Source organism: Pantoea sp. At-9b, assembly GCF_000175935.2.
GTDB lineage: Bacteria > Pseudomonadota > Gammaproteobacteria > Enterobacterales > Enterobacteriaceae > Pantoea.
Map to the genome: position 1 here is coordinate 610493 of NC_014838.1, position 14972 is coordinate 625464.

A 14972-nucleotide genomic window follows, 5' to 3' on the forward strand; every position below is an offset into this window, starting at 1 on the left:
CCGGCTACTTTTTACTGGCCGGTTTCATGCTGCGATTCAGATCCTGAATCCGCTTGATGGTTTTGACGGTGCGCGTCGCATTGGCCGACGCCACCGACAACATCAGCATTTCCAGACAGACCAGCACCGTACCATGCAGCGGTATGCGGCCATCTTCGCCGCCACGTGGAACATTGATCACCACATCAGCTTCTTTGGCGAAAAATGAATCCGGGGCATTGGTCAGCAAAATAATCGGAATGCCCAGACGTTTTGCTTCCTTAACGGTGGCGCTCCCTTCCCGGTGTGCCGATTTTTGCGCCATCATGATCAACACATCACCGCGCTGTAAGGCGATAAGTTGTTCGGCCAACGCAATACCGGAGCGATTTAACGCAATGGCCGGAATACCGATACGCACAAATAAGCGACGGCTGTAATCCGCCAGCACACCCGAGGCATTAAGGCCAAATAAGCCCACCTGACGCGCTTCAATTAATAACGCAACGGCAGCGGCAATCGCCTGGCGATTATGCGGTTCGGATAATGCATCGCAGGCACGTTTATGCCCGCCTAATACAAAATCGATGCCGGAATTCACATCGCAGGACAGTTCGCTGACGGTCGTCACCATTTTTTCTTCAGAATTCATTACCGGACCAAACCACGCTTCCAGCGTTTTTTTTAAATCACGTAATCCGGCAAAACCTAATGCCTGCACCGCGCGCACCACCGTGGCATCCGAGCTGTTCGTGGCCGCCGCAATCTCCATGGCTGTGGCTTCCACCACAGACTCACGATGTTCATGGATATAACGCACCACGGTTTGCAGTTGCGGTGAGAGCGTAGCAGCGCGTGCCCGATAGCGTTCACCCAGCACATCGACTCGATTTTTTATTTTATTTACTGACGCCATTTTATGTCCGATCTGTTTGTTTTACATAAGATTGTTGCTACCTGGTGCGCATGCAACCACCCTACGCTGTAGTGATAAGAACGCCTTTCATCAACTAAAACTACAGGTAAATCAGCTAAAAAACCATGAGATTTACGCATGACAACTTATGTTATTCAATGAATTACATTAAAAATAACAAGGCGAAACTTGGGGATATTGCTGCTGTAGCAAACCCCGTGTTTTTTACATTTACTACTACATTTCTTCATGTTTGAATGATTCTCAGTTACATTGAGGCGGCAGTCACTTACGTTTGCATGCAGGTGAAACCGGTAACGTTATGTTAGAGGCGAGCGTTGAATTCTAAGATGTTAATCACCAGGCCATTACGTGGAGTAATGGCCCTGTTTTTGCTGCTACTGAGCAGTAGCGCGCTGGCAAAAACCATTACCGATATCGATGGTAATCAGGTCACCCTGCCCGATCACCCGCAGCGCATCGTGCTGGGCGAGAGCCGTATGCTGTATACGCTGGCGATGCTGGCACCGGACAACCCGTTCCAGCATATCGTGGGTTGGCCGCAGGATCTGAAGAAGTATGACAGCCAGACCTGGAACATTTTTGCGCAGCAGTTTCCGCAGATGCTGAAGATCCCGACGCTGGGTGCCGGTGGCATCAATGATATTAACCCGGAGCAGGTGCTGGCGTTAAAACCGGATGTGGTGATCCTGCCCAGTCTGGCACGCTATGACGATGCCGATTTACGACTGGCGGCGATGCTGAAAGCGGCGCACATTCCGGTAGTGAAAATCGACCTGCGCGTGCATTTGTTGCAGAACACCACGCGCAGTGTAGAGATCTTCGGTGAGGTGCTGAACCAGCAGGCGCGAGCCAACGCCTTCAATGCATTCTACCGCGCGCATTTACAGGTGATTGAGCAGCGTCTGGCAAGCTATCAGGGGCCAAAACCAACGGTGCTGCTGCAACTGCATCTCGGACGGCGCAACGAATGCTGCGTCACCGCCGTGAAAGGCAGCCTCGGTGAGCTACTGAATGCCGCCGGGGGCGACAATATCGCCAGTAAAACCGTGCAGGGGGTGTTTGGTCGTCTGAGTGAAGAGACGGTGATCGCCACGCAACCGCAATATTATATCGCGACCGGTGCGGGGGATAACGACGCGCAAAGCGCGCTGAAGTTAGGCCCGGCGATTGCGCCCGAGGCAGTGCAAAGCAGCTTCAACGCCATGACAGCGAAACAGAACGGTCTGCGCGAACTGAAAGCCTTGCATAACGGCCATGCGGCGGTGATTTGGATGAACTTCTACCTGAGTCCGTGGCATATCGCCGCCACCGAGTTTATGGCGAAGACGCTGTACCCGGAACTGTTTCACGATGTCGAACCTGAGCAAACGCTGAAGCAAATCTTCCACGACTATCTGCCAATTCCGTTCAGCGGCACCTATTTCCTTCAGCCCCATCCGTGATGCCCGGTCGCCAGCAATGGCGACCTCACCCCACCTGCGCCAAAATTTCCTGCACCGTAGTCTATGCTTGTTTTTCACAGGCTAATCCCTGACCACCCCGGAATTTATAGCTCGCATTACCGTATTAGAAACTGTGCGATGTCGTTGACTGCTCACTTCTGGAACCAGCGAGGCGATAAAATGGAGTCCAATACCTTTAGCAAACGTTGGGGTGCTGAGTATGCACCTGACGGCAGTGTCCGCTTTCGTCTCTGGGCCTCGGGCCAGCGCAGCGTCACATTGCGTCTGGCAGGCGATGATCATGTGATGCAAGCCTGCGGCGATGGCTGGTTTACCTGGCAGGAACACCATGTCGCACCCGGCACGCCTTATCAGTATCTGCTGGCGGATGGCACGCTGGTGCCCGATCCCGCGTCACGCGCGCAACGGTCCGATGTGAATGGCCCCTCGCTGGTGATTGATCCCAACCACTATCACTGGCAGCACCGCAACTGGACAGGACGCCGCTGGGAAGAGAGCGTGATCTACGAGCTGCATATCGGCACCTTCACGCCACAGGGCACCTTTCAGGCCGCCATCACCAGGTTACCGCAGTTGGCTGAACTGGGCATCACCATGATTGAGTTGCTGCCGGTGGCGCAGTTTGGTGGCAACCGTGGCTGGGGCTATGACGGCGTGCTGCTGTACGCTCCCCACTCTGCCTATGGCACTCCCGATGATCTGCGCGCGCTGGTTGATGCCGCGCACGGTCTGGGTATCTCAGTGGTGCTGGATATTGTCCTCAACCACTTTGGCCCGGAAGGTAATTATCTGCCGCGGCTGTCGCCCAATTTTTTCGACAAGGAACGGATGACGCCATGGGGCGCAGGCATTGCCTATGATGTTGAAGCCGCACGTCAATACATCGTCGAAGCACCGCTCTACTGGCTGACCGAGTTCCGCTTGGATGGCCTGCGCTTTGACGCCATCGACCAGATCAAAGATCCCTCGACGCGCCATGTGTTGCCTGACATTGCTGAACGTATTCGTCACACCATCACCGACCGGCAGATTCATCTCACCACCGAAGACAGCCGTAACGTTATTTTTCTGCATCCTCGCAGCCCGGATGGCAGCGCACCGCTGTTCACCGGCGAGTGGAATGATGACTTCCATAACGCGATACATGTGCTCGCTACCGGTGAAACCCATGCTTACTACGCAGATTTTGCCGAGCAGCCGGAGAAATGGCTCGCCCGCATCCTGACCCAGGGCTTTGCTTATCAGGGCGAAGTCTCACCCCACAGTGGCAAGCCGCGCGGCGTGGACAGCTCCGCGCAACCGCCCGTCGCTTTTGTCGATTTTATTCAGAACCATGACCAGGTAGGCAACCGCGCTCAGGGTGACCGTCTGCTTACCCTTGCTGGTCAAGATCGTACTCAGGCGTTGTATGCCACTTTGCTGCTTTCCCCGCATATCCCGTTGCTGTTTATGGGTGAGGAGTATGGCGAGACGCAGCCGTTCCTGTTCTTCACCGATTTTCACGGTGAACTGGCTAAAGCGGTACGTGAGGGGCGTGCCCGCGAGTTTACCGGCCATGCCGGACATGCGGCTGACAGCGTGCCGGACCCCAATGCGCGCCAAACCTTCGAGATGTCAAAACTGGACTGGGCCAAAACCCACCAGCATGCAGGCCAGGCGTGGCTGGCGTTGACCCGGCATCTGTTGACATTGCGGCAGCAGCATATCGTGCCGTTGCTGCCTGACACGCCAGCAGGGCACATCATCGCCACCGCGCCAGGTTTGGTGGCCGTCAGCTGGCATTTCCCACGCGGCAGCTTATCGCTGGCGCTGAATGTCGGCGAGCAGCCCCAGCCGCTGCCCGCGTTGCCCGGCACCACCCTGTTTGCCTCATCAGCGGAAACCGCAATCTTGCCACCCAATGCGGTGCTGGTTCGTCTGACGCAGGGGGAAACACCATGACCGTCCCAACCGCCACTTATCGCTTGCAGTTTCGTGACGGCATGACGTTTGCGCGTGCCGCCAGCCTGGTGCCTTATCTGAAAAAATTAGGCGTGAGCCATTTGTATGCCTCACCGATCTTCACCGCGACCACCGATTCCACCCACGGCTATGATGTCACCCATGCCACGCAGATCGATCCCACACTGGGTGGGCGCATGGGGTTTAATCGCCTGGTGCAGACGCTGAAGCATGCCGGGATGGGGCTGATCCTCGATATCGTCCCAAATCACATGGCGGCGTCGCTGGAAAACCTGTGGTGGCGCGATGTGATCGTGCATGGCGAACACAGCCGCTACGCGCATTTTTTCGATGTTGACTGGTCGCGCCCGTTGACGTTGCCGTTCCTCGGCGCGCCTTTTGCTGAGGTACTGGCAAAGGGTGAAATCAGCGTCAAAGCCGATCCGCACACCGGCTTACCCGCGCTGGCGTATTACGACAATCTCTACCCGCTGGCGCTGGATAGCTGGCAGGGGCTGAATCTGCAGGACAAGGCCGACATTGCCACGTTGCACGAACGCCAGCCTTACCGGCTGATGAGCTGGACCGATGCACCGCGTGACCTCTCGTACCGCCGTTTCTTCGAAATCACCGGGCTGGTGGGGGTACGGGTCGAACATCCCGAGGTGTTTGACGCCACCCACGCGTTAATTCTGGAACTGGTGCACAGCGGAGACGTGGCGGGGTTGCGCATCGATCATATCGATGGCCTGGCCGACCCTAAAGGGTATCTGGAACGGTTGCGTCAGCAGGCCGGACCGACGTGCTATATCACGGTAGAAAAAATCCTGGCGGGCAAGGAAGCGCTGGCGGCAGACTGGCCGGTATCCGGCACCACCGGCTACGAGTTTATCGCCGCCCTGACCGATGCGCTGATCGCCAGCCGCGGCGTTGCGGCGCTGCGCCACGCTTACAATGCGATGACCGGCAAGTCATTGAATATGGCAGCTGAATTACGCGCAGCGAAAACCTTAATGGTTGATCGGAATTTCGAGGGCGAATTTACCCGGCTGCTGGCCCTGGCGCAGCAACTGATCAGCGATGATGCGCTGGAGAACGATTTGCGGGAATTGCTGCTGGCCTTCCCGGTGTATCGTACCTATGCCACCGCCGAGGGTTTACCGGCGAGCGATGAGCAACTGCTGCAAAACATTGTGGCGCAAATCGGTGCTGACACCCCTCTGACACGGCTGTTTCGCGGTACGGCCCCGGATGAGGCCACCGCGCTGTTTCGCACCCGTTTTCAACAACTCAGCGGCCCATTGATGGCGAAATCAGTGGAAGATACCCTGTTCTTCCGTCAGAGCGTGGCGCTGGCGTTGAATGAGGTCGGGGCTGAGCCGCTGGCATCTGACTTCTCTCCCGCTCGGTTCCACCGCGCGATGCAGGCGCGACGCCAACAGCAGCCCGCCGGACTCTCCAGCACCTCCACCCACGACACCAAGCGCGGCGAAGATGCCCGTGCCCGCTTATACGCCCTCAGTGAAGCGCCGGAACGCTGGGCTGCTGCCGTGGCGCGCTGGCGGCACATGCATCAATCGTTTGTCCAGCCGCTGCGTGATGGTCCGGCCCCGGAACCGGCAGTGGAGTGGTTGCTGTATCAGGCGCTGGCGGGCGTGTGGCCGGTGCAGCTCAAACCCGATGACCACGCGGCATTGCAGGCGCTGGAAGCACGCTTTATCGCCTTTGTCGAAAAAGCCCTGCGCGAAGCGAAGCTGCGTACCGACTGGGCAGAGGACAACCAACGTTATGAACAGACGGTGCTGGCCTACGCCCGTCAGTTGCTGTCACCCGCCAACACGGCGTTTTTGCAGGATTTCACTGCCACGCTGCAACCCTTTATCCATGCCGGGCTGGCAAACAGCCTGAGCCAGACGCTGATCAAGCTGACGGCACCGGGCGTGCCTGATATCTATCAGGGCAGCGAAGCGCTGAACTTCAGTCTGGTCGATCCTGATAACCGTCAGCCACCCGATTTTGCCCAACTGCAACAGATGCTGGCTGAACCGGCACCCTACAGCTGGCTGAATGGGCAGCTCAAACAACGGGCAATCGCCACCTTGTTACCTCTGCGCCAGCAACACGCGCAGTTGTTTCACGCCGGAGATTATCTGCCGCTGGCGACCACCAACGACGAGGTGATCGCCTTCGCGCGCACCGACGGCGTAGCGACGTTGATTGTGGTGGTGCCGCGCCTGCCGCTCACGACCTTTAACGGCCATCTGCCGCATCCGCTCACCCGTGCACCGATTGCCCTGCCCGCCGCGCTGGCCGCACGCCGCTATCGTGACGTGCTGAATGGTGGCGAGTTTGCCGTGGACGATACGCTCAGCAGCGAGGAGCCTTACCTGGTTTTATTCAACATCAGTTCAGAGATTGCGTAGGTTGCGCAGCCCTGCGCACCCGGATAATGAAAAGGAGAGGGAACCATGTCACACGCCAGGCCTTCTGTGATTACCGCCGGTTACAGCTACCCGCTGGGAGCCAATTTTGATGGTGATGGGGTCAACTTCGCGCTGTTCTCCGCTCACGCAGAACGCGTCGAACTTTGCCTGTACGATGACAGCGGACAGCATGAAATCGCCAGGTTTGATCTGCCGGAGTACACCCATGAAGTCTGGCATGGCTATATCCCCGGACTGCAACCCGGCGCACTGTACGGTTATCGCGTGCACGGTCCGTTTGAACCGGAAAATGGTCACCGTTTTAACCCGCACAAGCTGCTGCTGGACCCCTACGCGCGCGATCTCTGGGGGAATATCGCCTGGAACGAGGCGCATTTCGCCTACGATTTACATCATGACGGCGAAGACAAGGATTTGACGTTTGATACCCACGACAGCGCCGCCTGGACGCCAAAATGTCGGGTCATCGATCCGAACGAATTTGACTGGCACGACCAAAACCGCCCCATCATCCCCTGGTCGCAGGCGATTATTTATGAAACCCACGTCAAAGGCTTTACCCAGTTGAATTCCGCCATTCCTGAGGCGCTGCGCGGCACCTATGACGGTATGTCGCATCACGCCTCGGTCGACTACCTCAAAAGCCTCGGCGTCACCTCGGTTGAGTTGTTACCGGTGCACTGGTTTCCCGACGATCAACATTTGCTGGATAAGGGGCTGAAAAATTTCTGGGGTTACAACACGCTGAACTTCTTCTCCCCTGCGGCACGCTATTTTGGCCCGCGCGGTATTCAGGGATTTCGCGATATGGTGCGCGCGCTGCACGATGCCGGTATCGAGGTGATTCTTGATGTGGTGTATAACCACACCGCAGAAGGCAACGAACTGGGCCCGACCCTGTCGTTTAAAGGGATCGACAACTACTCCTACTACCGTACCCTGGCCGATCAGCATCGCTATTACGTGAATGACACCGGCACCGGTAACACCGTCAACACGTCGCATCCCCGGGTGTTACAGATGATCATGGATTCGCTACGTTATTGGGCTGAATCGATGCATATCGATGGTTTTCGCTTCGATCTTGGCACCATTCTCGGGCGTGAACCCGGAGGGTTCGATCCGCGCGGCGGCTTTTTTGATGCGATGACCCAGGACCCGGTATTAGGGAAACTGAAACTGATTGGCGAACCCTGGGATATTGGACCGGGGGGTTATCAGGTTGGCGCATTCCCCCCCGGCTGGGCCGAGTGGAACGACAAATATCGCGATACGGTGCGTGAATACTGGAAAGGCGACAATGTTTCCAGCGACTTTGCCGCGCGCCTGCTGGGTTCCGGCGACCTCTACGATCAACGCGGCCGCCGCCCGTGGGCCAGCATCAACTTTATCACCGCCCATGACGGCTTCACCCTGAATGACCTGGTGTCATACAACGAAAAACACAACGAAGCCAACGGCGAAGAGAACAACGACGGTCACAACGACAACCGGTCGTACAATTATGGCGCGGAAGGCCCGACCGATGAGCCACAAATCAATGCGGTGCGTGAACGGCAGAAACGCAATTTTCTCGCCACCCTGCTGTTTTCCCACGGCACGCCAATGCTGCTGGCTGGTGACGAGTTTGGCCGCAGCCAGATGGGCAATAACAACGGCTACTGTCAGGACAGTGAAATCTCGTGGGTTCACTGGGATAACCTGCCCGCCAGTGCGGATGCGCTACGCGAATTTACCCGCCAGCTTATCCGGCTGCGCGCCAGCCAGCCGCTGCTGCACCGCGAGAACTGGCGCGATGGTATGGTGCTTGAATGGTTCAACGCGGGCGGCGGTCTGCAACAGTCAGAGCACTGGGAAGAAGGCACCACGCTCGGCATGTATATCGGTCGTCCCGACCTGCAAACCGTTGAGGGTATCTGGCATGACGTGCTGATGTTGTTTAATCCGTTTGAAGGCAATGTGCCGTTCCGTATCCCGCAATTTGGTGAAGGGGGCTGGGTACTGGAACTGAGTACCAGCGATAACTATCAACCCGGCCTGGTGATCACCAAAGAGAAGGACTTTGAGCTGGAAGGTCGTAGCCTCGCGCTGTTCAGACGCCCTTAAGACGTTGCGGAAATACCGCAATCAACCAGTCGATAAATACCCGCAACCGCTGCGTCACATGGCGGTTTTGCGGGTAAACCACATGAAACGGATAGGCTGCCGGACGCCACGGCTGAAGGATCTCCACTAACGCCCCGTGGTGCTGCGCTTCTGCGGTGGCGTAGGTAAACGTCTGGATAATCCCCAGCCCGGCCAATGCCGCCGCCAGATGCGCATTGCTTTCGTTAACGCCGATACGGTGTTCCGTCTTGATCTCGGTTTTCTCGCCATCACGCATAAAACGGAACGGGAACGGACGCCCGCTTTGTGACGACAGGTAGCTGATCAACCGGTGACCATTTTTTAGTTCATCCGGGTAGGCGGGCACACCAAAGGCTTTCAAATAGCCCGGGGTGGCACAGGTGATCATGGTGGCGTCGCCGATATGGCGGGCGATCAACGATGAATCACTCAGCGGGCCACCGCGAATGACGCAATCGACGTTGTCGCTGATCAAATCCACCGCGCGGTCGGACACCCCCAGATCGATACGGATATCGGGATAGCGCGCGAGAAAATCGGGCAGCGCCGGAATCAGCACATCGCGAGCGGTGGAGCCACCAACATCAATGCGCAGATGACCGCGCAGACGACTGCTGACCACGTTAAACGACGCATCGATGTCCTCCAGATCGCGCACGATACGGAGCGCTTTCTCGTAGTAATCGCGTCCTTCCGCCGTCACCGTGACGCGGCGCGTGGTGCGCTGCAACAGACGAATCCCCAGATGTGCTTCCAACTCCTGCACCAGCTTACTTAGCGTGGCATTCGGCATATCGAGCGAATCGGCGGCGCGGGTAAAATTCCCCGCTTCCACCACACGGGCAAAAGCCCTGATCGCCAGCAATTGATCCATCGCTTCCTCACTCATTATCCATGTATGTGAATAGTTCTTTTCATTTTACACGATTTATCACTAAACGCGGCAAGGTTACATTGCATCCATGCACGACACGACACGTTAAATCATCAATCTGGAGAGACAAACATGAACGCATCACTGAAAGGTAAAATTGCATTGGTCACCGGCGGAACTACCGGTATTGGTCTGGCGTCAGCACAAACCCTGGCGGCACGTGGGGCGCAGGTGTTTATTACCGGCCGCCGTCAGGCGGAACTGGATGCCGCCGTCGCCAGCATTGGCGCAGCCGCGACCGGTATTCGCGCGGATGCTGCGGTGCTGAGCGATCTTGACGCGGTGTATGCCCAAATCGCCCGCCAGGCTGGCCGCCTGGATATCCTGTTCGCCAACGCCGGTGGCGGTGATATGTTGCCACTCGGCAGCATCACCGAAGAACATTTTGACCGTATCTTCGGCACCAACGTGCGCGGCGTGCTGTTTACCGTGCAGAAAGCGCTGCCGTTGCTGAGTGATAAGGCGTCGGTGATCCTCACCGCCTCCACCACCTCCATTCAGGGTACCGCTGGCTTCAGCGTCTACAGCGCCAGTAAAGCCGCTGTCCGTAACTTTGCCCGCTCATGGGCGCTGGACGTCAAAGAGCGCGGCATCCGCATCAACGTGGTCAGCCCTGGCCCGATTCGCACCCCGGGTTTAGGTGGACTGGTGAGCGAAGATCAACGCCAGGGACTGTTTGATGCTCTGGCCGCGCAGGTGCCATTGGGCCGTCTCGGTGAGCCAGAAGAGATTGGTAAAGTGGTGGCGTTCCTGGCCTCCGACGACGCCAGCTTCATCAACGCCACCGAACTGTTTGTTGATGGCGGTATGGCGCAGATCTAGTCACTGACTGCGGGCTATGCGGTGAGGTACCCGCCGTCTACCGGTAAAATAATCCCGGTAATAAATGATGCCGCCGGACTGCACAGGAAAGTCACCGCCTGTGCCACATCGTCCGGCTGGCCCCAGCGTTTTAGCGGTGTGCGTGACAAAATCGGTTGGGCGCGTTGGGGATCATCCTGCAACGCCTGGGTCAACGCCGTCGCGATCCAGCCCGGCGCAACGGCATTCACACGAATCCCCTGCTCCGCCCAGGCAATTGCCAGCGATTTGGTGAGCTGCATGATCCCTCCTTTACTGGCGCTGTATCCCGGCACCAGACCGCCACCAAAGAAACTCAGCATTGACGCGGTATTCACGATACAGCCCTTGCTCTGCGCCAGCTTTTCACGGGCAGCGCGACAGCAACGCATCGTGCCGGTAAGGTTAATATCCAGCACTTTTTCAAACACATCCACGTCGTGCTCCGCACCCCGGCTAATGATTCCGGCACAATTCACCAGCAAATCGAGCTGCGGCAAGGTGTTGATCAGCGCCATAATCGCCTGATTGTCCTGCACATCCAGTTCCTGCACGCGGATACGTGTGTTGACGGGGAACTGATGCGGGTCACTGCCGACGCCAGCCGCGATCACCTGCGCACCGAGACGGGCAAGCTGGTTGACGATACCCGCACCGATGCCACTGGTGCCACCGGTGACCAGCGCGGTTTTCCCGGCGAACAGCGCCGGATGAAAAGTCATCATGCTGCTTCTCCCTGCCTAGCGAATAAACTGGTCGACAAAATCGCTGCCCAGCCCTACCGCGGCATAATGCTTGCGGCACATCTCAATCTTGGTAAACACATCTTCGAACCCGATATGCTCGCCCCAGGGATCGACGTAATACATACAGCCGTGCACCTGGAACAGGGTAATCATCTCCTCGACATCCGGGTCGACCACCAGCGTATGCGTCTCACCCGGTGGTTCAAAAACATAGCCCCCTTCCACCGCCTCCCAGTCATGTTCGAGATAGCGCCAGCGACCTTTCAGTACAAAGGCATGAACCGGTGCCGGATGGCGATGACGGCTCAATACACCGGACTTGCGCACTTTCAATAAATTCATCCAGTAACCAGCAGAACGGTTGAGACAGAGCGGGCGAAACCACACGTTTTCCGCCTGGGGTACCCAAATCCGATCGTCGAGTGGCACCGCATTGGCGACCACCAGGTCCGGCACCATTTCGGCGGGCTGACTGAACTGATACGGCATCCGACGCAGGGTTTCTGCATCGGGTGGGTTGTGATGCTGGCTCATCGTGGACCTCATCAGTAATTAACAATTGAGTAACCTTGATGTAGTCCAGACACCCCTGATCTGACAACTACTCAGCGCCTTAAATGTGGTCAATATCACGAAATCTGACATGTTATAATTAAAAATCAAATTCAAGATAGCCGACCAACCCACACGTGAACCACTGCGACAAATCCGGCATTTGTGATCGATATCTAAACAATGCAAGCGACCTGTTGCTGATTTTTATCTGATCATGCCTATTATTCTGACATGTCAGTTAATCACATTTCAGGATATCACTATGCCATCGCATCAGGTTGTGGGTAAGCAACGTTGGTTTGTTGCATTCGTGTTACTTATAGGCGGTTTTATCAACTATCTCGATCGTGCCAGTCTGGCCGTGGCAGCGCCCTCAATGATGAGTGACCTGCATCTCACCAATACCGATATCGGCCTGATGGGATCGGTTTTTTCGCTGTTTTTTGCCTTTAGCCAGTTCCCGGCGGGTTGGCTGGCGGATCGTTTTGGCCCACGGAAGGTTTACGCTTCTGCCGCGTCTTTGTGGGGCGTGTCGACGATGATCACCGGGCTGTGCAGCACCCTGCCCGCTCTGCTGTGCGCCCGCGCCTTATTGGGCATGACCGAAGCCCCCGGCTGGCCGACCTCTGCCAAAATCACCTCGATTTGGTTTCCGCGTAAAGAGCGGGCGCTGGCCAGCTCCATCTGGGATGCTTCGTCACGCTGGGGGCTGGCATTCGCTCCGCCGTTGCTGGTGTTGATGAGCGTGCATTTTGGCTGGGGGGCGTTGTTTTATCTGGCAGGTAGCCTCGGGGTGATTTTCGGCCTGATTTTCTTCTGCATCTATCGCCATCCGGAACAACACCAAGGTCTGGGTGAGGCAGAGAAGCAATACATTCTCGCCGGTGGCGGTGGCAGCATTTCCGCTATACCCAGCGGTAAACGGGTCAAGTGGCGCGAGCTGTTTCGCTATCAATCCATGTGGGGCATGATGCTCGGCTGGTTCTGCTACATCTGGCTGTTCAACATTTTTGTCACCTTTCTGCCGCTGTATCTGATGAAAACCCAACATCTGTCGTTGAGCAGCATGGGGGTCTACGCCAGCATTCCTTATCTCGCGGGCATCGTCGGCGCAGCACTCGGCGGCTATGCGGTCAAATGGTTGATCGATCAACGCCAGGTGGCAGAACCGCTGCAAGCGAAAAAAGTGGTGATTATGGTGGCGGCCCTGATCAGCGGTGCGACCACCATCGCCGTGCCGTTTTGTGATTCGCTGATTGGCGCACTGAGCATGATGACAGTGGCGATGTTCTTCCTTTCGACCGTTTCCTGCACCTGTTGGGCCATTCCCGGTGATGTCGCCAGCAATGATATTGTCGGTTCCGTATGCGGCATCCAGAACTTCGGCGGCTTCTTTGCCGGGGCGCTGTCACCGCTGGTCACTGGTTATATTGCCGATGTCACCGGTTCTTACGCGCTGGCCTTTATCAGTGGCGGCGTCATCGCCGCCCTGACTGGCTTGTGCTACTGGTTGCTGGTACGGAAACCGATTGAACATCGCGATGCGCCTGTCGCACGGGACAGCGTGCCTGCGCGAGGTTAGGGCTGGCCTGTCCCCTTCACCTCATGCACCAGGCCGGGATGCAGATCGCTGATCGCTCGGCATCCCAGTTGCGCCAGGGTACGATCGATTTCGGCGATCATCCCCTGCAACGTCGCGTTGACCAAGGCTTCCCCTCCCGCCGCCACTGCGTACAGCAATGGCCGTCCGAGCAACACCGCATTGGCACCGAGCGCCAGCGCTTTCACCACATCGGTGCCACGGCGGAAACCGCTGTCGATCAGCAGCGAGAAATCTGGCCCTACCGCGGCGCGAATCGCTGGCAGCACTTGCATTGGGCTGAATGTGCCATCCAGTTGACGTCCACCGTGATTGGACAACACGATACCGTCGAAGCCCAGTTGGCGGGCAATCAGCGCATCCTGTTCGGTCATAATGCCTTTGATATACAACGGCCCCGACCATAATTCACGCAACCAGCGCAGCGTTTCCCAGTTGAGGGTGGGATCCATCTGCTGAGCGAAATAGGTGGCGGCGTTCAGCCCTTGCTGATATTCCGGCGGTAAATAGGGTTTGAGGTTACCAAAGCCCGGCATCCCGGCAGGACGCAGCGTGCGCCATACCCAGCCTGGATGGCTGGCGACATCGGCCAGGGCTTTTACTGAAAGTTTCAGCGGTCGCCGATAGTGTGATTTATCACGTTCGCGGTTGCCGAAATGCACCGCATCCACCGATACCACCAGCGCGGAACATCCTGCTGCCTGCGCGCGTTCAATCAGGCTGGCAGTGACCTGACGATCTTTCAGTACGTACAACTGAAACCAGCGTGGCCCCTGACTCACCGCCGCACTCTCTTCCAGCGACGCGGTGGAAACCGTGCTTTGAATATACCCGATGCCCTGTTGTGCTGCGGCACGAGCCAGCATCAGATCGGCCTGATAACGCAACATGCCGTTGTAGCCTGTCGGTGCCACCAGTAACGGTGCCGCCAGTAGGTCATTGGCGAGCGACGTTTGCAGGCTACGTTGGCTGGCATCCTGCAACACCGGTGGTTTAAACATCCAACGGGCGAAGACCTCACGATTGTGGCGCAGCGTCAGCTCATCATCGGCACCACCATCAACATAATCAAAGGCAAATCCCGGCAATGCACGTTGTGCTGCCCGGCGTAAATTTTCCCAGTTAATCACCATATTGGCGGGTTATTCCCTGTTGGTTAGGTGGATGAGACAGAGTAGATGGGGGGTGACGGTTTTGTCGATAGTTTCGATCATCGCACGCCATTGCGTTGCCATCCGGGTCGCACCCGAGTTGACACGCGTGTTAACGCTGGCGCTTACAAATTTTAACAATTCGCCTGAACCTGCTTTCCTGTCGGAAAAAAATCACCCTAACAAGTTGATTCTCATAGCTTAACCACAAAGACGTGATGGACTTCAAAGTTCTGCGCTTCTTGCCAACGT

Annotated in this window: 11 protein-coding genes; 6 read left to right on the forward strand and 5 right to left on the reverse strand. The window is 56.9% G+C overall.

Annotated features, from left to right (window positions below; all coding sequences use genetic code 11):
- Positions 1-4 precede the first annotated feature (4 nt).
- On the reverse strand, positions 5-895 hold the full coding sequence (locus PAT9B_RS23190; RefSeq protein WP_013511726.1) for a MurR/RpiR family transcriptional regulator: 891 nt from the start codon (positions 893-895) through the stop codon (positions 5-7).
- A gap of 350 nt (positions 896-1245) precedes the next feature.
- Here PAT9B_RS23190 and PAT9B_RS23195 point away from each other — a divergent pair, with 350 nt between their 5' ends.
- The 4 genes from PAT9B_RS23195 to glgX all read left to right on the forward strand — a co-directional run bounded on the left by PAT9B_RS23195 (position 1246) and on the right by glgX (position 8873).
- Complete coding sequence (locus tag PAT9B_RS23195) at positions 1246-2361, forward strand: ABC transporter substrate-binding protein (protein ID WP_041526055.1); 1116 nt, start codon at positions 1246-1248, stop codon at positions 2359-2361.
- Positions 2362-2541: 180 nt separating this feature from the next.
- A complete protein-coding gene (gene treZ / locus PAT9B_RS23200; protein WP_013511728.1) occupies positions 2542-4323 on the forward strand; it encodes a malto-oligosyltrehalose trehalohydrolase in 1782 nt (593 codons plus the stop codon).
- The gene (gene treY / locus PAT9B_RS23205; protein ID WP_013511729.1) at positions 4320-6746 is read left to right on the forward strand and encodes a malto-oligosyltrehalose synthase; all 2427 of its coding nucleotides are present in this window, start codon (positions 4320-4322) and stop codon (positions 6744-6746) included. Before treZ ends, treY begins: the two co-directional genes overlap by 4 nt.
- Before the next feature lie 45 nt (positions 6747-6791).
- The gene (glgX, locus tag PAT9B_RS23210) at positions 6792-8873 is read left to right on the forward strand and encodes a glycogen debranching protein GlgX (RefSeq protein ID WP_013511730.1); all 2082 of its coding nucleotides are present in this window, start codon (positions 6792-6794) and stop codon (positions 8871-8873) included.
- Here the strand turns inward: glgX and PAT9B_RS23215 are convergent.
- Positions 8860-9768, reverse strand: a complete 909-nt coding sequence (locus PAT9B_RS23215) for a LysR family transcriptional regulator (RefSeq protein WP_013511731.1) — start codon at positions 9766-9768, stop codon at positions 8860-8862. The two genes, glgX and PAT9B_RS23215, sit on opposite strands and share 14 nt — an antisense overlap.
- 132 nt (positions 9769-9900) lie before the next feature.
- On the opposite strand from PAT9B_RS23215, the gene PAT9B_RS23220 reads away from it, so the two are divergent.
- Positions 9901-10650 carry an SDR family NAD(P)-dependent oxidoreductase gene (locus PAT9B_RS23220; protein ID WP_013511732.1) on the forward strand — a complete coding sequence of 250 codons (750 nt, stop codon included), beginning with the start codon at positions 9901-9903 and terminating at the stop codon, positions 10648-10650.
- 14 nt (positions 10651-10664) lie between these two features.
- On the opposite strand, the gene PAT9B_RS23225 is transcribed toward PAT9B_RS23220, so the two are convergent.
- The gene (locus PAT9B_RS23225; protein WP_041526119.1) at positions 10665-11390 is read right to left on the reverse strand and encodes an SDR family NAD(P)-dependent oxidoreductase; all 726 of its coding nucleotides are present in this window, start codon (positions 11388-11390) and stop codon (positions 10665-10667) included.
- A gap of 18 nt (positions 11391-11408) precedes the next feature.
- Positions 11409-11948, reverse strand: coding sequence for a 2,4'-dihydroxyacetophenone dioxygenase family protein (locus PAT9B_RS23230; RefSeq protein ID WP_013511734.1), 540 nt, complete (start codon positions 11946-11948; stop codon positions 11409-11411).
- 283 nt (positions 11949-12231) lie between these two features.
- Here PAT9B_RS23230 and PAT9B_RS23235 point away from each other — a divergent pair, with 283 nt between their 5' ends.
- Entirely contained in the window at positions 12232-13551 is a 1320-nt protein-coding gene (locus tag PAT9B_RS23235; protein WP_013511735.1) for an MFS transporter, read from the forward strand.
- On the opposite strand, the gene PAT9B_RS23240 is transcribed toward PAT9B_RS23235, so the two are convergent.
- The gene (locus PAT9B_RS23240) at positions 13548-14702 is read right to left on the reverse strand and encodes an alpha-hydroxy acid oxidase (RefSeq protein WP_013511736.1); all 1155 of its coding nucleotides are present in this window, start codon (positions 14700-14702) and stop codon (positions 13548-13550) included. The genes PAT9B_RS23235 and PAT9B_RS23240 overlap by 4 nt on opposite strands.
- Positions 14703-14972: the final 270 nt, after the last annotated feature.